Annotated in this window: 22 protein-coding genes; 15 read left to right on the forward strand and 7 right to left on the reverse strand. The window is 67.7% G+C overall.

Going from position 1 to position 17,367, the window contains the following annotated elements:
• From WT60_RS23250 to WT60_RS23275, 6 genes are read right to left on the reverse strand one after another with little or no spacing between them, the layout of a single operon-like run.
• The gene (locus WT60_RS23250; RefSeq protein WP_100185380.1) at positions 1–1,278 is read right to left on the reverse strand and encodes an AAA family ATPase; all 1,278 of its coding nucleotides are present in this window, start codon (positions 1,276–1,278) and stop codon (positions 1–3) included.
• Positions 1,275–3,074 (reverse strand): DDE-type integrase/transposase/recombinase, encoded by a 1,800-nt coding sequence (locus WT60_RS23255; RefSeq protein WP_060355678.1) that lies wholly within the window; start codon positions 3,072–3,074, stop codon positions 1,275–1,277. Before WT60_RS23255 ends, WT60_RS23250 begins: the two co-directional genes overlap by 4 nt.
• Positions 3,075–3,088: 14 nt before the next feature.
• A complete protein-coding gene (locus WT60_RS23260; protein WP_236860913.1) occupies positions 3,089–4,174 on the reverse strand; it encodes a DUF3102 domain-containing protein in 1,086 nt (361 codons plus the stop codon).
• Between the two features lie 13 nt (positions 4,175–4,187).
• Positions 4,188–4,499, reverse strand: a complete 312-nt coding sequence (locus WT60_RS23265; protein ID WP_038743842.1) for a helix-turn-helix domain-containing protein — start codon at positions 4,497–4,499, stop codon at positions 4,188–4,190.
• Positions 4,496–4,954, reverse strand: coding sequence for a hypothetical protein (locus WT60_RS34680; protein WP_156432513.1), 459 nt, complete (start codon positions 4,952–4,954; stop codon positions 4,496–4,498). The genes WT60_RS23265 and WT60_RS34680 overlap by 4 nt, the downstream gene beginning before the upstream one ends.
• A 46-nt stretch (positions 4,955–5,000) precedes the next feature.
• Complete coding sequence (locus WT60_RS23275; protein ID WP_038743404.1) at positions 5,001–5,243, reverse strand: DNA-binding protein; 243 nt, start codon at positions 5,241–5,243, stop codon at positions 5,001–5,003.
• Between the two features lie 115 nt (positions 5,244–5,358).
• On the opposite strand from WT60_RS23275, the gene WT60_RS23280 reads away from it, so the two are divergent.
• From WT60_RS23280 to WT60_RS23345, 12 genes are all read left to right on the forward strand, one after another.
• On the forward strand, positions 5,359–5,802 hold the full coding sequence (locus WT60_RS23280; protein WP_038743406.1) for a helix-turn-helix transcriptional regulator: 444 nt from the start codon (positions 5,359–5,361) through the stop codon (positions 5,800–5,802).
• 65 nt (positions 5,803–5,867) lie between these two features.
• A complete protein-coding gene (locus WT60_RS23285; protein WP_059671327.1) occupies positions 5,868–6,707 on the forward strand; it encodes a hypothetical protein in 840 nt (279 codons plus the stop codon).
• Between the two features lie 599 nt (positions 6,708–7,306).
• Positions 7,307–7,654 carry a putative holin gene (locus WT60_RS23290; protein WP_038743408.1) on the forward strand — a complete coding sequence of 116 codons (348 nt, stop codon included), beginning with the start codon at positions 7,307–7,309 and terminating at the stop codon, positions 7,652–7,654.
• Between the two features lie 2 nt (positions 7,655–7,656).
• Complete coding sequence (locus tag WT60_RS23295; protein ID WP_059576497.1) at positions 7,657–8,265, forward strand: transglycosylase SLT domain-containing protein; 609 nt, start codon at positions 7,657–7,659, stop codon at positions 8,263–8,265.
• Positions 8,262–8,864 carry a hypothetical protein gene (locus WT60_RS23300; RefSeq protein ID WP_038743410.1) on the forward strand — a complete coding sequence of 201 codons (603 nt, stop codon included), beginning with the start codon at positions 8,262–8,264 and terminating at the stop codon, positions 8,862–8,864. The genes WT60_RS23295 and WT60_RS23300 overlap by 4 nt, the downstream gene beginning before the upstream one ends.
• Positions 8,861–9,199, forward strand: coding sequence for a hypothetical protein (locus WT60_RS23305; RefSeq protein WP_038743412.1), 339 nt, complete (start codon positions 8,861–8,863; stop codon positions 9,197–9,199). The genes WT60_RS23300 and WT60_RS23305 overlap by 4 nt, the downstream gene beginning before the upstream one ends.
• On the forward strand, positions 9,196–9,528 hold the full coding sequence (locus tag WT60_RS23310; RefSeq protein WP_059576390.1) for a hypothetical protein: 333 nt from the start codon (positions 9,196–9,198) through the stop codon (positions 9,526–9,528). The genes WT60_RS23305 and WT60_RS23310 overlap by 4 nt, the downstream gene beginning before the upstream one ends.
• Positions 9,529–9,642: 114 nt before the next feature.
• Positions 9,643–10,230, forward strand: coding sequence for a hypothetical protein (locus WT60_RS34685; RefSeq protein WP_186448651.1), 588 nt, complete (start codon positions 9,643–9,645; stop codon positions 10,228–10,230).
• Positions 10,231–10,894: 664 nt separating this feature from the next.
• On the forward strand, positions 10,895–11,359 hold the full coding sequence (locus WT60_RS23330; RefSeq protein WP_038743848.1) for a Gp37 family protein: 465 nt from the start codon (positions 10,895–10,897) through the stop codon (positions 11,357–11,359).
• Positions 11,356–11,598, forward strand: coding sequence for a hypothetical protein (locus WT60_RS23335; RefSeq protein ID WP_038743417.1), 243 nt, complete (start codon positions 11,356–11,358; stop codon positions 11,596–11,598). Before WT60_RS23330 ends, WT60_RS23335 begins: the two co-directional genes overlap by 4 nt.
• Positions 11,599–11,602: 4 nt before the next feature.
• The gene (locus WT60_RS23340) at positions 11,603–13,036 is read left to right on the forward strand and encodes a phage tail sheath subtilisin-like domain-containing protein (protein WP_038743419.1); all 1,434 of its coding nucleotides are present in this window, start codon (positions 11,603–11,605) and stop codon (positions 13,034–13,036) included.
• Between the two features lies 1 nt (position 13,037).
• Complete coding sequence (locus WT60_RS23345) at positions 13,038–13,562, forward strand: phage major tail tube protein (RefSeq protein ID WP_038743421.1); 525 nt, start codon at positions 13,038–13,040, stop codon at positions 13,560–13,562.
• 14 nt (positions 13,563–13,576) lie between these two features.
• Here the strand turns inward: WT60_RS23345 and WT60_RS33920 are convergent, their stop codons facing one another.
• A complete protein-coding gene (locus tag WT60_RS33920) occupies positions 13,577–13,819 on the reverse strand; it encodes a hypothetical protein (RefSeq protein ID WP_145986860.1) in 243 nt (80 codons plus the stop codon).
• Between the two features lie 155 nt (positions 13,820–13,974).
• Between WT60_RS33920 and WT60_RS23350 the strand changes: the two genes are divergently transcribed.
• The 3 genes from WT60_RS23350 to WT60_RS23355 all read left to right on the forward strand — a co-directional run bounded on the left by WT60_RS23350 (position 13,975) and on the right by WT60_RS23355 (position 17,367).
• Complete coding sequence (locus WT60_RS23350) at positions 13,975–14,304, forward strand: phage tail assembly protein (RefSeq protein ID WP_038743850.1); 330 nt, start codon at positions 13,975–13,977, stop codon at positions 14,302–14,304.
• Complete coding sequence (locus WT60_RS34690; protein ID WP_162836167.1) at positions 14,285–14,434, forward strand: hypothetical protein; 150 nt, start codon at positions 14,285–14,287, stop codon at positions 14,432–14,434. The genes WT60_RS23350 and WT60_RS34690 overlap by 20 nt, the downstream gene beginning before the upstream one ends.
• A 374-nt stretch (positions 14,435–14,808) precedes the next feature.
• Complete coding sequence (locus tag WT60_RS23355) at positions 14,809–17,367, forward strand: phage tail tape measure protein (RefSeq protein WP_060355650.1); 2,559 nt, start codon at positions 14,809–14,811, stop codon at positions 17,365–17,367.

The following is a 17,367-nucleotide window of genomic DNA, read 5'->3' on the forward strand; positions in this document are numbered from 1 at the left end:
TCAGATCCCTTTGATCACGTCGGCCGTGACGACCGGCACGCCGAGCCCCGCCGCGAGATTCATCGCCGCGGTCAGCAGATTGCCGACCGCGAGCGGATACAGCAGCGAGATCGTGTCGGCGCGCTCGCGGCGGCGGTCGCTCGCGATCGTCAGCCGCCCGCGCAGCGCGTCGACGCCGCCCGCGTCAATCACGTCGCCAACCCGCTTGTCGAGCCGGCCAAGCTTGAAGGCCAGATACTCGTCGAGCCGCGCGCGGTCGAGCGGCGGCAACTCGATCATTTCGCATCGCTGAACGATTTCGCGAACATCCTGGTTGCGCTCGGACAGCTTGATTTTCAGCTCCGGCTGCCCGATCAGGACGATCGACAGCAGCTTCGCGAAGCCCGATTCGAGTTCGAAGAAACGCTTCAGGTGCTTGAGCGTCGCGATCGGCAGCGCGTGCGCCTCGTCGATCACGAGGCAGTGCCGGCCGCCGGCCGCGTGGCTGTCCTTGAGCGCGCGATGCAGTTGCGCGAAGCGGGCCTGCGGGCTGCTCCTGAGTTTCTCGAGCGGCGCGACGGCCGTGACGATCGCCTCGGCAATGTGCGTCGCTTTCAGCGTCTTGCCTTTGCGATCGCTGTCCTCCATCGCGAGCACGTACGGCTTGATGAGCAGAACCGGCTGATTCTCGCGCGTGATCCGGTCTTCGAGATCGCGCATCAGCGTGGTCTTGCCCGCACCGGATTCCGCGACGACGGCGAGCATTCCGCCATGCTTCGCAGTCTGAAACATCGCCTCGCGCACGTGGCGGATGTCGGGGCTCAGGTACATGTCGTCGTGCGAACGAACGTCGTCCTGGAACGGATCGCGAAACAGGCCGAAGTGTTTGCGCGCGGCGGGCGTCAGCGCTTGTTTGCGCAGTAGCATCGAATCCTCCTGGTTGAGATCGGTGTCGTCGCGTGGCGAACGGCGCGACGAAGCGTGCGATGAGAAGTGCGACGAGTTGCGCGACGAGTTGCAAGAGGAGAACGCCGCGCCGGCCGCCGCGTGTCCGGCCATGCCGTCTCGCATCGAATCGCTCGCCGAATCGAACGCGTCGGCGAGTGCGGCTTCGAGCGCGCCGCGCTGGCGCAGATAGTCGAGAATCCGGCGGCGCAGCGCGTCGGCGTTGAAACTCTTCGGCCACGCGCCATGGTTGACGATCTGCGCGACCGTCGCCTGCGACAGGCCGATGTGCGCGGCGAGATCGGCCTGCTTGCAGCCGATGCGCTGCAATACGTTCTTGAGCTTGAGCATCATCGCCCCCCGGCCGAGGTGCGCACGATCTGCAGCGGCTGATGCAGATCCGAGCGCGGCCCGATGAGCTCGGCGACGATCGCATCGAGCCGGTCCTGCGGAACGCCGTTCGGAAAGCGCTGCTGCAGCCAGCGGAAGCGCTCGGCGCTCCATGTCGCGCCGGCGGCCTCGATGCGCGGCTTGATTCGCATCGCCGCGTCGACGAGCGACAGCGGCGCGTGCGCGACGCGCGGCGCGGCAAGTTCGTGCTCGGTGCCGCGACGCGGCAGGTAAGTCGGGAGCGCGTCGTCGTCGATGTGCTTGTACGGATCGAGGCGGCCGCCGAACGGCAGTGCCTTCGCGCGGCGCCGCGCTTTCGCGTCGGCGCGGGTGTGCGCTCCGGACACGAGCCGCTCGATCTCGTCGACCGCGCGCTGCGCGGGCGTGTCGGCATGGCGCCGGAACGATTCGCCGATCACGGCCGCATCGGTTGCGAAGCCGAGCGCGTCGCGCGCGACTTCGGGCACGACGAAGTACGTCTCGCGGCCGTCGTCGCCGGTCAGCACGATTTGCGCGGCGTCGTCGCGCCACGGGTTGCGCGTGACCATCAGCTTCTCGCCCACCATCACGCCCGGCACCGCCGACACGTCGTACTCGACGCCGCGCAACGACACGCGCAGCTTCGGCGTGACCTTGCGGCTCTCCGGCGCGGCGACCGCGAGCTCGCGGCAGATGTCGAGCGAAGGCGCGTTGACGAGCTGCCGCGCGGTGATCCGCAGCCACGCGTGGCTGCGCGTCGAGCCGTGCCGGCCGTGCGTCGCGGTCGCGTTGAAATGCATTCGCCAGCGCCTGGCGAGCGCGTTGAGCTCGTCGAGGCTGTTGACCGGCTGAAACTTCAGGCCCGGCTCGAACTTGCGTTCGATGAGGTTGCGCGCGTTCTCGACTTGCCCCGTCGCACGTGCGTTGCCGACCTTGTGGACGACGAGTTCGATGCCGAGCGCGCGGCACAGGTTGCGCGTCATCGCGGCGGTGTTCGCGGCGCCCGCATCGAGCATCAGGAAGCGCGGCACGCCGTGCATCAAGTCGGCGCCGCCGCGTTCCTGCATCGCGTTGATGAGCGTCGAGCACAGGTTCTCGCCGGACTCCGCGCCGAGCACGTATTCGACGTAGATCCAGCCGCTCGCGTGATCGGTGATCTCGTAGCTCCACACGCGATCGGCCGCGATGCGCGCGACGTTGCGCGGCTTATTTTTGTAGAACTCCGAATGATCCATCACGCGCAGGCCGTTCGCGCGCGGATCGGCGGCGGGCTTCAGGTAATACAGCACGCACAGGCTCGCGTCGATCTGCCAGACGTGATTCGGATGGCGGCTCGCGAGCTCGGTGACGGGCGCGGGCGCGAGCAACTGGTCCGGATGCACGCCGTACGTGCGCAGCGCGCGCTGGATCGCGCTGTCGGACAACGGGCGCAGCTCGCCCGTCGATTCGTCGAGCGATTCGGCGCGGATCATGCCGTTCGCGCGCAGCGTTTCGACCGCGTCGGCGATCGAATACAGCCGCTTGCCGTTCTTGCGCGTCGATTCGATCAGCAGCGCGGAGATCGTCATCGCCTCGGCGCGCGTCAGCGCGCTGCGGCCTGCGTCGGCGCGGCGCTTGCGCGGCGGCGTCACCGCGACGGCCTTCAGCTTGCGCATCAGCGTCGCGCGCGACAGGCCGAGCTCGCGGCACGCGGCTTCGTAGATCGCATGCTTGTTGCCGTGGCCCGCCGCGCGCGCGGCTCGTGCGACGGACACGATGCGTTCGGTCAATACGGCGTTCATCGCGGGGGGCCTCGTCATTGCGCGGTGGAGAGGGCGGCTGAGTCGACGGCGGGGCTGTCGGCGGGGCTGTCGACGTGCGCGGCTATGCTGGCGTCGCTTTTGGGGTTGGCGTTGGCGTTGGCGTTGGCATTGGCATTGGCATCAGCATCGGCATCGACATCGACATCGGCATCGGCGTAGCCCTCGCCCTCGAAATCCGCATCCGCTCCGCGCAGCCATTCCGGCATGTCGTCGCCGTCGGCCGCCGATTTCACGCCGAAGTCGCTGCGCAGCTGATTCAGCGCGAGCTGGATCTGCCCGAGCAAGCCGGCCATGAAGTCGTCGTGCGGCGTGCCGTGCGTTTGCGCGTGCCGCGCGAGCGTGTCGAACGCCGCGCGCAGCTGGCCGCGGACGACCGATTCGGCCTCGAACGCGATCGCGCTCGCCTCGCCGCGGATCTGCGCGGCCGTTTCGTCGGGCGTCGCGCGCTTCACGTGCGTCGCCTTGCTCGTCAGCTTCGCGGCGAGCTCGTCGAGCTTGCCGTTCTTGTCGGCGAGCAGGCGCGCCTGCGCGTCGGCGTTCTCGCGCGCTTCGCGCAGCGCGGCGCGCAGCTCGCGGGTCGTCATCCGGTCGATGTCGTCCTGCGCGAGGCCCGCAACCGTGCCGCCGTCGGCGAGCACGTCGAGCTCGTCGTCGTCGAGCACCATCAGCTCGTACAGCTTGGTCTTGCCCAGAACGCTCAGCGCTGAGCGCTTCGCGCCGCCGTGCTCCGCGCCGAGAAACTTCACCGATGCCTGCATCATCCGCCGCGCCACCTGCGGCGCGAGCCCGAGCTGCTCTTCGACGATGCGCGTGAAATCGCCATGCGGTTCGTTCTCCTTCAGAAGGATCAGGCGCTTGCCCGCTTCGAGCATCGCCTCGGCGCTCTGCGCCATGTAGAAGCGCGCTTCGTTGACGACGCGGGCGCGCTCGTACGGCAGCCCGTCGCCGAACTGCTCGGCGACGGCGGCCGAATGCGCGGCGAGCGCGTTCGACGCCGCGGCCATTGCGGGAAGGGCGGGGGTGTCGGCATCCGTCACGACGACGGGCTGCGGCGCGACGGCGGAAGGTTTGCGTGCCATTGTCATGGACTCCTTAGCGTGGGGCGGCCAGGCGGCTGGCCAGTTCATCGAGGCGATGTCGCGCGGCGTTCAAGCTCTGCGCGATCGCGACCGCGTGTTGCGCGAACCGCACCGAAGGCCGGATGCGGCCAGTCTCCGGAATGCGTTCGGCGAAGCCGGTTTCTTCGAGCGTCGCGACGTAGCGCGTGATGTTCGACGGCGACAGGCGCGTCGCCTTCGCGAGCTCGCCGGGCGTCAAGCCGTGCGCGAAGTGGCCGAGCAGGACGTTCAGGACTTCGAGCACTTTCTCGGCCGATTTGGTGGTGGTCGTCGTGCCGGCGCTCATCGGGCGGCTCCCGTCGGCGCTGCGGTCCATGCGGCGAACGACGCGCCGCCGTTCGCGCTTATCACACCGCGCGCCGCGCATCCAGTGGCCGCTTTCGGGCGATCGGCAATCGTTTGGCGCTTTTTATCGAAATCGAAAATGCGTTTGAAATCGCGCCGCGCCGCGTATTTAGCGCGGTGCGGCCGCGGGCGAAATGCGCCATTCGCGTCGAAAATCGGCGTAACGAAATCGATTCGTTTGACATCGATGCAACGCATTTGCAGCCAATGGAATCGAAAACGGTTAATCTTCAGGTGATGGAGTGTCATTGCGTTTCGGAATTTGGCGAGCAATCGGTTCGAGGCGCGGCGAATGTGCATGCGATGTGTATTGAATGAGACGGCCATCGCGGCATGCGCCGGCACGGTTCGGATCACGCAGCGCAACGCGCGACGCACGGCGGCGGCCGCGCGCATCGCGGCTTGAGTGCGGGCCGCCGCAGCGGCTTTTGGCGCTGAAGGGTTATGCGGCGGCGCGCCGGTGAATGGGCGCGAGCGCCGTCGCGGGATCGGCGCAGATCTCGCCCGCCTTGAGGCCGAGCTTCACCGCGATGTCGTGCGCCTGGCCGCGAATGCATTTCTTGCGGCCGCCGAGCACCTCGAAAACGAGATTGGGAGAAAATTGATTGGCGATCGCCCATTGGGTGATCGAAACGCCTTTCGATTGAAGCTCGGCGCGAGCTTCGGCGGCGGTGCGCAGTTTCATGGATGCTCCTCGCAAGGGGCCGTCGGCACGGGCAGGTGCCGACTCGATTGCCGTTCGTCGTGTGACGGTGTGAATGAATTATGGTGCAGAAATCTGCACCTTGCAAGGGGTTGATGTGCAGAAATCAGAGATCGGCGCTCGGCTGAAGGAAGAGCGCGAGCGCCTGGCGAAGAGCCAGACCGATTTCGCCGCATTGGGTGGTGTGTCGAAGCGCGCGCAGATCACCTACGAGAAGGGCGAGAGCACGCCGGACGCCGCGTATCTGAACCTCGTCGCGGCCGAGGGCGTGGACGCGCAGTACGTGATTACGGGCGTGCGCTCGAGCGCCGGGCTGACCCGCGACGAGATCGAGCTGATCGAGAAGTACCGGGCCGCGCCGCTCGCGGTGAAATCGGCCGCGATCGGCGCACTGACGGCGGGCGCGCTGCCGGAGGCGGGGCCGAAGTTCGCGATCGATTTCGGCAGCGCGACGATCGGGCAGAACAATACCGTCGCGGGCGGGAGTCACGCTTTCAACGTAACCACCACACCCACCAAACCACCACGCAAGAAAAAATGAACGAAGAATCAACAAGAAAAATCAGTTTCGGGGCCAACGTAGATCAGGTTCACATCGGCGATTCGGTGAGTCACGGAACGCCGATTACGAACAGCAACGTCGTGAACGTGCAGTTCGGCGAGCGCGAGGAGCGCGTCGAGTACGTCACGCAGCATCAGAAGCGGATGATCGCGCAGCTCGTCCAGCGCATCGTCGAGGTCACCGAGGAGGAGCCGCTCGAAGTGTGGCGCAAGGTGCTGGCGCGGGCCGGCGCGCGCAAGGCGCGGCTGATCCTGAAGGGCGCGTACATCGACGTCGAGGAGTATCTCGTCGAGTGGCTCGGGCGCGCGACGCAGACGCCCGCCAAGCAAGCGCCCGCCGCCGCGCCGCCGTCAGCGCAGGCCGTTGCGCAGCCGGTTGCGCAGCCGGTTGCGCCGGCCGTCGCGCAGTCGGCCGCGCAGTCGGTCACGCAGCATGCGGCGTCGCCCGCTGCTTGCGCCGCGGCTCCGGTCGCGTACGCCGCGCCCACCGCGTTCGCGGCTTCGGCCGCCGCGGCCGCTTCCGCCGCGTTCGCGCCGAGCCGGCCGCCCGATGCGTTTTCCTCCGTTCATCCCGCCGCTTGTCCGCACTGCGACGCGAACCGTCGCGACGCGGCGTCGGCGCGCTTCAACATGAAGGTTGCGGTCGGCGTGCTCGGCGCCGCTGCGCTCGCCATCGCGTTTTTCGGCTACAAGGCGAGCGACGCGGCGAGTGCGCTGCACGCGCTGCGCACGGAATCGACGGGCTGCATGTTCGAAGGCAAGTCGTATGCGGTCGGCAGCATCATCGACAATCCGTCCGCGCCGGATATCGAATGCGTTCGAACGCCCGCCGGCAGCTTGCCGGAGTGGCAGACGCTCCGGCCGAGCCGCGTCGCGCGGCGGTGATGGCGGTGGCGTCGGCGTCGGCGTCGGCGATGGCGATGGCGATGGCGGCGGTAGCGGTGGCCATCGCGCGAAGCGAGTGCGGACCGAAATGCCGAACCGGCGCTGAGCGTCGCGTCGACGAGCGAACGATCGGGCCGAATCGGGGTGTTGGAGCGGAGCGTGGATTCGAGGCGGCGAATCGAAGTGCCTAATCGGCGTAATGAGCCGGAACATCGAACTGACCCATCGAAGTGAAGCGGCGAATCGAGGCGGTGAATCGAGGCGGTGAATCGAGACCGAGAATCGAGACCGCGAATCGAAGCATTAAATCGACGCATTAAATCGCAGCAACAACCCACGGCATCGAGCGAAGCATCGTCCCAAAGCGTCGCACCAAAGAATCGAACCGAAGCAGAAAACGAAAGAAATCAGCCGAACTGAACGAATTGAATCGGATCGCGGTCCCAACACGCATTTCCCGCGAATCGAATCGAGCGACGATTCGACAACGCTTTGCGACGCATTCGCCCGAACGCGCCGCGCGCTAAATAAAGCCGATTAAAAGACCTGTCCCGACATGCCGCCGATCATGGCGGCATGTTCATTTTCGGGAGAGGCCGATGCCATTCACCAGACGCTTTCCTCGGCTCACGAGCTGGGTCATCGCCGCGATCGCGCTGATCGCGGCGATCGCATCGATTTCCCCGCAGCAACTGCCCGTGTCGCTCTACAAGCTGAGCCTCGTGAGCCTCGCGGCCGTCGTCGCGTACTGGCTCGATCGCGGGCTCTTTCCGTATGCGCGCCCGGACAGCTATCTGCAGGCCGATTGGCGCCACGGCGCGAGCGGCGAATCGCTCGGCGCCGATTACAAGATCGTCGCCGGCTACGAGCGCGTGTTCGCCGCGGCGATGCTGCGCCGCGCGCTGATCGTCGTCGGCGTCGTGATCGGCGTCGCGCTGGGCCTGTGACGATGCGCGCGACGTTCCTGATCGCGGCGCTGCTGTGCGCGCCCGCCGCAACCTGCGCGCAGATTCCCGCGAATGCATACGCCTATCGCGCCGAGCTCACGCGCAACGCGCGCGCGGTGTGGGGGCTCGGCGCGCCCGTGTCGGCGTTCGCCGCGCAGATTCATCAGGAGAGCAGATGGCGTCCGGACGCGGTCAGCCCGGTCGGCGCGCAGGGGATGACGCAGTTCATGCCGTCCACGACGCAATGGCTCGCGGGCCTCTATCGCGCCGAGCTCGGCGACGCGCAGCCGTTCAACCCGTCGTGGTCGATCCGCGCGCTCGTGCGCTACGACCGCTACCTGTGGGACCGGATCGAAGCCGACGGCCGCTGCGAGCGCGCCGCGATGACGTTGTCCGCATACAACGGCGGGCTCGGCTGGGTGTATCGCGATCAACGCGCGGCCGTCGCGGGCGGCGCGAATCGCGGCCGCTGGTTCGGCCACGTCGAGCGTTTCAACGCCGGCCGCGGCGCGGCTGCGTTTCGCGAGAACCGCGGCTACCCGCGCGCGATCCTGCACACGTTCGAGCCACGCTACATCGGCGCGGGCTTCGGGCCGGGAGCCTGCGCATGAGCCGGCCGATTTCGTTCGCGCGCGGCGGGCTCGGCGCGCTCGTCGTCGCGTCGGCCGCGAGCGCGCTCGTCGCCGGCGCGACGGGCTACGTCAACGGGCAGCGCGCCGGCGCGCGCGCGGCCGACGCGAAGCTCGCCGCCGTCGAGCGCCGGCATGCCGACGCGCTGCGCGATGCCGCCGAACGCGCCCGCGCGCAGGAGCGCGAAGGCACGCTGCGCGCGAACCGCCTCGCCGCCGATCTCTTCACCGCAAACGCGCATCACGCGCTCGAAGCCGACGCATTGAAACGGAGAATCGCCCGTGTCACCCGCCAATACCGCCCGACGCCGGATGCGCGTCCTGAGGCTCTGCCTCGCTGCGTTTTTACCGACGGCTTTGTCGGCGTGTGGAACGCCGCAGCCGGCCGCGACGCCGCCCGTCTGCCCGAGGCCGATCCTGCCGCCGGAGCTGCTGCGCCGGCCGGCTCCGCCGACGACGCTGACTCCGGGGTACGCGCGGACGACGTCCTCGCCAACCACGTCGACAACGCGCGACGCAGCCGAAACATCGAAGCACAACTGAACACATTGATCGACTGGCTCGAGGGGAGCGGGCAGTGACGCTGCAAGTGGAATTCTGGCAATTGGCGTCGATGCTCGCGACGTTCGTCGGGCTGCTGGCCGCGGCGGGCAAGGCGTTGTTCGTGCAGATCGAGCGGCATCAGGCCGATCGCGATCAGAAGCAGGAGGAACAACTGCGAATGTTGCTCGAGCAGATCGGCCGTCAGACCGACAACGTCGCGCGCCTCGAGCGCGATTTCCTGAAGTTTCAGGCGGATCTGCCGTTGCAATACGTGCGGCGCGAGGATTACGTGCGCAATCAGACCGTCATCGAAGCGAAGCTCGACGCGGTCGCCTTGAAGATCGAGAACCTGCAATTGCGGGGGATGTCATGACGCATTGCGCGCCGCTCGGCATCGATCATGCGAAGGTGCGCCGCGAGACGCTGCGCTGGCACCTGATTCTCGCGCTGTACAACGCGCGGCCGGAAGAGGTTGCCGAGGACGTCGTGCAGGCGACGATGCGCTCGATCTACCCGGACGTCACGCCGATCGAAGTCCGCAAGGAGCTCGACTACCTCGCCGATCGCGTGCTCGTGCGGCTGCGCAAGGAGCCGTCCGGGCGCTGGTGGAGCGATCTGACGCGCTATGGCGTCGACGTCGCCGAATACACGATCGATTGCGAGCCGGGGATCGCCCGGCCGGTCAAGTATTGGAATCAGTGACGGGCGGTGGGCGGTGAGGCGGTGGCGGATTCGTGTCGGGTGCTTCGTGAATTGTGCTTAGTGATTCGTGATTCGTGATTCGTGATCAGTACTCCGTGCTTTGCGAGTCGCGGCATGCGCTCCGTGTTTTGGTATCGGGATATTTGCCGTCGCGCACTGAGGAGCGAACTTCGGCGGCGCGCGCGCCGAACGTCGAACGTCGAACGTCGAACGTCGAACGTCGAACGTCGAACGTCGAACGTCGAACGTCGAACGTCGAACGTCGAACGTCGAACGTCGAACGTCGAACGTCGAACGTCGAACGTCGAACGTCGAACGTCGAGCGCCGAACGCCGAGCGCCGAGCGCCGAGCGCCGAGCGCGGAGCGCCGAACGCCGAACGCCGAACACCGAACACTCAACAACGAACGTCACGCGCCAGATGACGAAAAACGAACAACGAGCGCAGAATGTTCCGCTCGAAGCCGCCTCGCTAGGCATCGTGCGTCGATCAACTAATGACGAGCGCAGGCAATCAGCCACCGACCGTCGACCGTCGATCGACGACCGCGCGCCGATGCTTGCGCGCGCGCCAAACGACATCTACATTGACCGCAGTCCGCCGCGCGTCATCAACCCAAAATCCCTGCAGGAGCCTTCCCGGAGCGCTCGGACGCGCAATGTCCTTCATGGCACCGCCGCATCGTCCCGTAAAGGTTTATAAAGGCATCGACGCGTTGCCGGTGAGCCGTCCACATCCCGCGCGCGAGGATAGTCATCGAAGCGCCGAGGCCGTCGCAATCGGCGCGCAATCATAAAGCCGATTAAAAGACCCCCAGCGCTCGCCGCCCGATGATGGGCGGCATGAACGCTACTGCACTTCACCACTTCAATCGCGACACGCAGGCCGGCAGCGCCGGCTGCGCAGGCGCGCATGCGATGCGCGGCGCGCCCGTCAGCATGCGGGCGCATGGGCAAGCGCCGATGCGAGCGCGCATGCAAGTGTTGACGCAAGCGCACACGCAAGCTCGAACGCTGTTGCATACGCAAGTGCAAGCACAAGCACAAGCACAACAACAACCACAACCACGAGCACGAGCACGAGCACAAACGCATAAGCGTACGCATACGAAAGTGGAAGTACACGTGCATACGCATGCGCAAGTGCATACGCATACGCAAGTGCAAGTGCAAGTGCAAGTGCAAGTGCAAGTGCAAACGCAAACGCAAACGCACCCACAGGCCCCCACCGCCTCGCAACCGCACACACGCGCGTTACACCAGAAAACCCAAAACACCCACGCCGCGACGGCGTCCCCCGCGATCGCGCGATGCGCGTCGCGGCGCGCTGTCGCCGCGTGCGGCGCCACCCGCCGGGAGCGCATCTGATGGCGACCACGCAAGAGAAGATCGACGCGCTCGTCGCGCGACTGAGCCGGGCGCTGCCGGAGCTCGCCGTCGAGCATTTCCCCGCGCCGCCGGATGCGTACGCGCTGACGCATCCCGTCGGCGCGCTGCTCGCCGGCTACGCGGGCAGCGAGTACGACACGCGCGTCGACGCCGTGGCGATCGTGCAGCCGCGCCGCGCGAAGTTCGCCGTGACTGTCGTGTCCCGGCAGCTCGCCGGCCGCGGCGGCGCGCTCGACGCGCTCGACGGCGTGCGCCGCGCGCTCGTCGGCTTCGCGCTGCCCGACGGCGAGAAGCTCGCGGCGGCCGCCGAACGGTTCGCCGGCCGCACCGACAGCGAGTGGCGCTATGCGATCGAGTTCGCCGCCGATGCGGTGATCGTCGAGGAGGCCGAGCCGGTCGACGGCCCGTTGTTGACCGAAGTTACCTACGAGGAGAAACCATGAAGTACCTGTACAGCGGCCCGATCAGCGGCGTCTCGCTGCAAGACGGCACGGAAATCCGTGAAGCGATGCTGCATCCGGGCGCGCCGGTCGAGCTGCCCGAGCAGCACGAATACACGAAGACGCTGCTCGCGCTGGGCCATCTGCGCCCGGTCGCGGCGCACGACGAGCCCGCGCGCGAACGCGTCGCGGACGACCAACCGCAAGCCGCGTCGAACGGTGCGGCATCGAAGGGAGCATAAAACGATGGCGGCAAATTATCTGCATGGCGTCGAAACCATCGAGACCGAAAACGGCTCGCGGCCGGTGAAGGTCGTCAAATCCGCCGTGATCGGCCTGATCGGCACCGCGCCGACGGGCCCCGTGAACAAGCCGATCCAGTCGCTGTCCGACCGCGACGGCGCGCAGTTCGGCCCGCAGCTCGCGGGCTTCACGATCCCGCAGGCGCTCGACGCCGTCTACGACTACGGCGCGGGCACGGTGATCGTGATCAACGTGCTCGATCCGAAGCTCCACAAGAGCGTGATCGACGCCGAGGGCGTGACGTTCGACGCGGCGACCGGCCGCGCGACGCTCGCCCACCCGGCCGCGTCGAACCTCGTTCTGAAGAGCGAGAACGGCAACACGACGTACGCAGCCGGCGTCGATTTCTCGCTCGACCCGGTGACGGGCGTGATCACGCGACTGAAGACGGGCGCGATCCCGGCGGGCGCGGCGACCGCGAAGGCCGCCTACGAGTACGCCGATCCGACCAAGGTGACGGCGGCCGACATCATCGGCGCGGTCAACGCGGCGGGCATCCGCACCGGCATGAAGGCGCTGAAGGACACGTACAACCTGTTCGGCTATTTCGCGAAGATCCTGATCGCGCCCGGCTACTGCACGCAGAACTCGGTCGCGGCGGAGCTCGAGGCGACGGCGGGCCAGCTCGGCGCGATCGCGTATGTCGACGCGCCCGTCGGCACGACGTTCGCGCAGGCGCTGGCGGGCCGCGGCCCGGCCGGCTCGATCAACTTCAACACGTCGAGCGAGCGCGTGCGCCTCTGCTACCCGCACGTGAAGGTCTACGATCCGGCGGCCAACGCCGAGCGCCTCGAGCCGCTGTCGTCGCGCGCGGCGGCGCTGCGCGCGCGCGTCGATCTCGACAAGGGCTACTGGTGGTCGAGCTCGAACCAGCAGCTCGTCGGCGTGACGGGCGTGGAGCGCCCGCTGTCGGCGATGATCGACGATCCGCAGTCCGAAGTGAATCTGCTGAACGAGCAGGGGATCACGACCGTGTTCAACTCGTACGGCTCGGGCCTGCGCCTGTGGGGCAACCGCACCGCCGCGTGGCCGACCGTCACGCACATGCGCAACTTCGAGAACGTGCGCCGCACGGGCGACGTGATCAACGAGTCGCTGCGCTATTTCAGCCAGCAGTACATCGACATGCCGATCGACCAGGCGCTCATCGATTCGCTCGTCGAATCGGTGAACGGCTTCGGCCGCAAGCTGATCGGCGACGGCGCGCTGCTCGGCTTCAAGGCGTGGTTCGATCCGGCGCGCAACCCGAAGGAGGAACTGTCGGCGGGCCATCTTCTGATCAACTACAAGTACACGGTGCCGCCCCCGCTCGAGCGCCTCACGTACGAAACCGAGATCACCTCGGAATATCTGCTCACGCTGAAGGGAGGCAACTGACATGGCAGGCGGCATCAAGATCAATCGCATCACGAACGCGAACGTCTACGTGAACGGCAACTCGATGCTCGGCAAGGCCGAGGAAATCAAGCTGCCGGATATCCAGGCGATCATGGCCGAGCACAAGGCGCTCGGCATGATCGGCAAGGTCGAGCTGCCGGGCGGGCTCGACAAGCTCGAAGGCGAGATCAAGTGGAACTCGCTTTACGCCGACGTCGCGCGCGCGATGGCGAACCCGTTCCGGGCCGTGCAGCTTCAGTGCCGCTCGAACATCGAGACGTACGGCGCGCAGGGCCGCGTGCAGGAAGTGAGCCTCGTCACGTACCTGACCGTGATGTTCAAGAAGAATCCGCTCGGCACGTTCAAGCAGCACGAGAACGCGGATTTCAGCTCGTCGTTCGGCGCGACCTACGTGAAGCAGGTGATCGACGGGCAGGAAGTGCTCGAGCTCGACTATCTCGCGAACATCTTCCGCGTCGACGGCGTTGACATGCTGTCGGACTTCCGCGCGAATATCGGCGGTTGAGTGCGGCGGGCGGCTCACGGCGCGTGCGATGCGCGCCGCGGGCTGCGCAGCGTGCGACGGGCGATGTACGATGCGCGGAACGTTGAAGCGTTGAAGCGTTGAAGCGTTGAAGCGTTGAAACGTTGAAACGTTGAAACGTCGAAACGTCGAAACGTCGACACGCCGACACGCTGACGCATCACCGCATCAACACCCCGACACGCGGCGCAATCCGCAATTCGCGGCTCGCGATCTGCGGCCCGCAGCGCGCGGCTCACGGCGCGCGAATCACGATCGACGATTCACGACCCACGATTCACGTCCCGGCCTTTCCGGTTCGACCCGCTTCGGCGGGTCTTTTTTTTAGCCGTCTTCAAAAGCCCTCGCCGGGGCCGCGCCCGACAATGTGCTCTCGATCCCAACGGAGCACACGATGATCATCACCCTCAAGCACCCCCTGAAGCTCGCGACCGGCGAAACCGTGTCGACGCTCACGCTGCGTCGCGGCAAGCGCAAGGACATGGCCGCCGCCGCCAAATACAGCAGCGACGCCGGCGAACAGGAGGATTTTCTGTTCGCACGCCTGACGGGTCTCACCGTCGAGGATATCGGCGAGCTCGATCTCGCCGATGCGAAGCAGCTCGCCGACTCCTTTCGCGACATGGTCGAGGAGCGCGATGCCGCAATCGATGCGAGCGCCGCGGCAAGCGAAGCCGGGCGCGCCGGCCGAATCGACGGACGCGATGCTGAGGCCGCTCGATGAGGTGCTGCTGCTGGTGCTGAAGATGCAGCCGTCCGAGATCGCGGAACTCGATCTTGACGACTACTGGCACTGGATCGACGCCGCCGAGCGGGAGATCAAGCGGCGCAACGATGCGATGGGCGCGTCGTAGCGAACGGCGAGACCGCGCAGCGCTGAGCGCTATGCACTGCATCGCACGGCGCCGCGCGGCGGGCGGCGGGCATCGAGCGACGAGCATTGACCGGCAGGAATCGAACGGCAAGCATCGAACGGTAACCATCGAGCGGCAGGCATCGAACGGCAGGCATCGAGCGGCAAGCATCGAGCGGCAAGCATCGAGCGGCAAGCATCGAACGGTAACCATCGAGCGGCAAGCATCGAGCGGCAAGCATCGAACGGTAACCATCGAGCGGCAAGCATCGAGCGGCAAGCATCGAACGGCAAGCATCGAACGGCAACCATCGAACGGCAACCATCGAACGGCGGGCGGCGATCTCCGCGCGCGTCGCAACGGGCAGGACAGACATGGCAAGCGACATTTACATCGGAATCAGAAACGGCGCGGCGGCGTCCGGCGGCGTCGGCGCTGCGCTATCGAGCGCGAAGGCGACGCTGGAAGACCTCGGGCGCGTCGCGGACGCGCTGCGTGGAAAACACGATCGCCTCGGCGGGGCGATGGCGCGCGCGATCGCGCATCCGCTGCGCGACGTCGGCGAGCTGCGCGCGCAGTACGAGCAGCTCGGCCGCGCGATCGACCGGGCGCAGGCGCGCCATGCGGCGCTCGACGCGCGAATCGCGCGCGGCGCGGCGCTCGGCGACCAGCGCGGCCAATACGTGGCGAAGCTCGGCGAGTTGTCCGCAATCACGAAGACCATCGCCGCGCCGATCGTCGGCGCACTCACGCGCGCAGCGGATTTCCAGGCGGCGCTGCGCGGCGTGGCGATCGACGGCGGCCTGTCGCGCGCCGACGAGCGGAAGCTCGGCGACGCGATCCGCGACGCGGCGCGCGCGACCGGCGCGAAGCACGGCGCGCTGATCGAAGGCGCGGGCGTGCTGATCGGCGGCGGCATGAGCGCGGCCGAAGCCGGCCGTCAGTCGCGTCTGCTCGGCCAGGTCGCGATCGCGTCGGGCGCGGACGTCAAGGACGTCGCCGGCATGTCGTACGCGCTGTCGGAGACGCTCGGCATCAAGGGCGACGCCGCGCTGAAGGACGCGTTCAGCCGCGCCGCATACGGCGGCGGGCTCGGCCACATGAAGCTCGCCGACGTCGTGAAGGCGATGCCGGATCTCGCGTCGTCGTTCGCCGCGCAGGGCGTGACCGGGCAGCAGGCGCTGTCGCAGATCGTCGCGAGCCTCGCAGTGGGCCGCGAGGGCGCGGCGTCCGGCGAGGACGCCGCGGCGAACATGCAGGCGTGGCTCAAGCAGATGACCTCGCCATCGACCGCGAAGGCGTACGAGAAGGCCGGCGTCGATTACAGGAAATCGATGGCGAACATCGTCGGCGCCGGTTATTCGGAGTACGAGGCGTCGCTCGAGATCGCGCGCAAGTTCATCGCGTCGCGCGGCGAAGGTTTCGCCAGCGAATGGAAGCGCGCCGGCGCGCGCGGCGACGTCGGCGCGCAGCGCAAGCTGATCGAGCGCTTCGGGATGAGCGAGCTGTTTCAGGACACGCGCGCGGTCGATCACCTGCTCGCGATGCGCGAGAACTGGGGCAAGTACCAGGCGAACAAGCAGGCGATGGGCGGCGAGCAGGCGGCGGGCGCGCTCGACGAAGACTACGCGCGCCGAATCCAGACGGCGAGCGCCGCATGGGGCAATCTGCAGACGCAGATCGACGGCCTTGGCGAGACGGTCGGCCGCACGCTGCTGCCGCCGCTGACCGACGTGATGAACCTGCTGTCGCCGATGGTCGCTCAGGTCGGCGTGTTCGCGGCCGCGCATCCGAATGCGATTCGCGGCGTTGTCGGTCTCGCGGCCGCGTCGATCGCGATGCGCGGCGCGACGCTCGGCGCGGGCCTCGCGATGAACGTGCTCGTGAAGACGCCGCTCAACGCGCTCGGCACCGCGCTGTCGACGCTCGCGGCGAAGTGGACGCTGCTGCGCTCGCTGCTGCGCGGCGGCGCGAGGCTGTCGACGCTGTTCCAGCTCGGCGGCATGAACGCGGGCGCGGCGGACAAGCTCGCCGCGGGCCTCAACCGCGCGCGCGCGATCGCGCTCGGCGCGGGCCGCTCGATGCTCGCGGCGGGCGGCCGCGTGCTCGGTTTCGCGCCCAGTCTCGGCGCGGGCGCGCTCGGCTCGCTGACCACGCTCGCGCGCGCCGGCGCGACGGCCGGCCGTGTGCTCGGGAGCGGCCTCGCGCGCGGGCTGATGACGGCGGGCCGCGCGCTGCTGTGGGTCGGCCGCGCCATGGTGACGACGCCGATCGGCCTCGTGCTGACGGGCATCGCGGTCGCGGGCTATCTGATCTACCGCAACTGGAACCGCATCGGCCCGGTCCTCACGAGGTTTGTCGCCATCGCGCGCGACAGGCTCACGGCGCTGTGGGACGGCCTCAAGGCGCTGCCCGAGCGATTCATGTCGATCGGCCGCGCCATCGTCGAAGGCTTGCTGAACGGCTTGAACGAGCGGTTCGGCGCGGCGAAGGCGGCGGTGGTCGGCTTTGCCGGGTCGATGAAATCGTGGTTCGCGAGCGTGCTCGGCATTCATTCGCCGTCGCGCGTCTTCATGGGCTACGGCGAGAACATCGCGCAAGGCGCGGCGCTCGGCGTCCGGGGCGCGGCCGAGCTGCCCACGCGCGCGGCCGCGAGCATGGCGACGCAGACGGCGGCCGCCGCCTCGCTGAAGCGCATCGACGCCGCGCGCGCCGGCCTGCCGCTCGCCGGCGCGCACGCGGCGGGCATGGCAGGCGCGGGCGCGGCGAACGGCGTGTCGATTCACTTCGCGCCGAACATCACGGTGCAGGGCGGCTCGGGCGCGAGCGTTGGCGAGCAGGTTGGCCGCGCGCTGAACCTGTCGCTGCGCGAGCTCGAAAAAATGATGGAACGCGTCGTCGCGCAACGCGCGCGGCGCGCTTACGGAGGTTGA

The sequence above is a fragment of the Burkholderia sp. MSMB617WGS genome (genome assembly GCF_001532025.2).
Taxonomy (GTDB): Bacteria; Pseudomonadota; Gammaproteobacteria; order Burkholderiales; family Burkholderiaceae; genus Burkholderia; species Burkholderia savannae.

Coding starts and splice junctions, on each gene's coding strand:
- WT60_RS34685 (WP_186448651.1), top strand. CDS start 9,643: ATGCGCTCCGTGTTTTGGTATCGGGATATTTGCCGTCGCGCACTGAGG.
- WT60_RS23345 (WP_038743421.1), top strand. CDS start 13,038: ATGGCAGGCGGCATCAAGATCAATCGCATCACGAACGCGAACGTCTAC.
- WT60_RS34680 (WP_156432513.1), bottom strand. CDS start 4,954: ATGCGCGCGGCCGCCGCCGTGCGTCGCGCGTTGCGCTGCGTGATCCGA.
- WT60_RS34690 (WP_162836167.1), top strand. CDS start 14,285: ATGCTGAGGCCGCTCGATGAGGTGCTGCTGCTGGTGCTGAAGATGCAG.
- WT60_RS23310 (WP_059576390.1), top strand. CDS start 9,196: ATGACGCATTGCGCGCCGCTCGGCATCGATCATGCGAAGGTGCGCCGC.
- WT60_RS23290 (WP_038743408.1), top strand. CDS start 7,307: ATGCCATTCACCAGACGCTTTCCTCGGCTCACGAGCTGGGTCATCGCC.
- WT60_RS23250 (WP_100185380.1), bottom strand. CDS start 1,278: ATGATGCTCAAGCTCAAGAACGTATTGCAGCGCATCGGCTGCAAGCAG.
- WT60_RS23295 (WP_059576497.1), top strand. CDS start 7,657: ATGCGCGCGACGTTCCTGATCGCGGCGCTGCTGTGCGCGCCCGCCGCA.
- WT60_RS23330 (WP_038743848.1), top strand. CDS start 10,895: ATGGCGACCACGCAAGAGAAGATCGACGCGCTCGTCGCGCGACTGAGC.
- WT60_RS23300 (WP_038743410.1), top strand. CDS start 8,262: ATGAGCCGGCCGATTTCGTTCGCGCGCGGCGGGCTCGGCGCGCTCGTC.
- WT60_RS23335 (WP_038743417.1), top strand. CDS start 11,356: ATGAAGTACCTGTACAGCGGCCCGATCAGCGGCGTCTCGCTGCAAGAC.
- WT60_RS23265 (WP_038743842.1), bottom strand. CDS start 4,499: ATGAGCGCCGGCACGACGACCACCACCAAATCGGCCGAGAAAGTGCTC.
- WT60_RS23355 (WP_060355650.1), top strand. CDS start 14,809: ATGGCAAGCGACATTTACATCGGAATCAGAAACGGCGCGGCGGCGTCC.
- WT60_RS23340 (WP_038743419.1), top strand. CDS start 11,603: ATGGCGGCAAATTATCTGCATGGCGTCGAAACCATCGAGACCGAAAAC.
- WT60_RS23255 (WP_060355678.1), bottom strand. CDS start 3,074: ATGAACGCCGTATTGACCGAACGCATCGTGTCCGTCGCACGAGCCGCG.
- WT60_RS23275 (WP_038743404.1), bottom strand. CDS start 5,243: ATGAAACTGCGCACCGCCGCCGAAGCTCGCGCCGAGCTTCAATCGAAA.
- WT60_RS23350 (WP_038743850.1), top strand. CDS start 13,975: ATGATCATCACCCTCAAGCACCCCCTGAAGCTCGCGACCGGCGAAACC.
- WT60_RS23260 (WP_236860913.1), bottom strand. CDS start 4,174: ATGGCACGCAAACCTTCCGCCGTCGCGCCGCAGCCCGTCGTCGTGACG.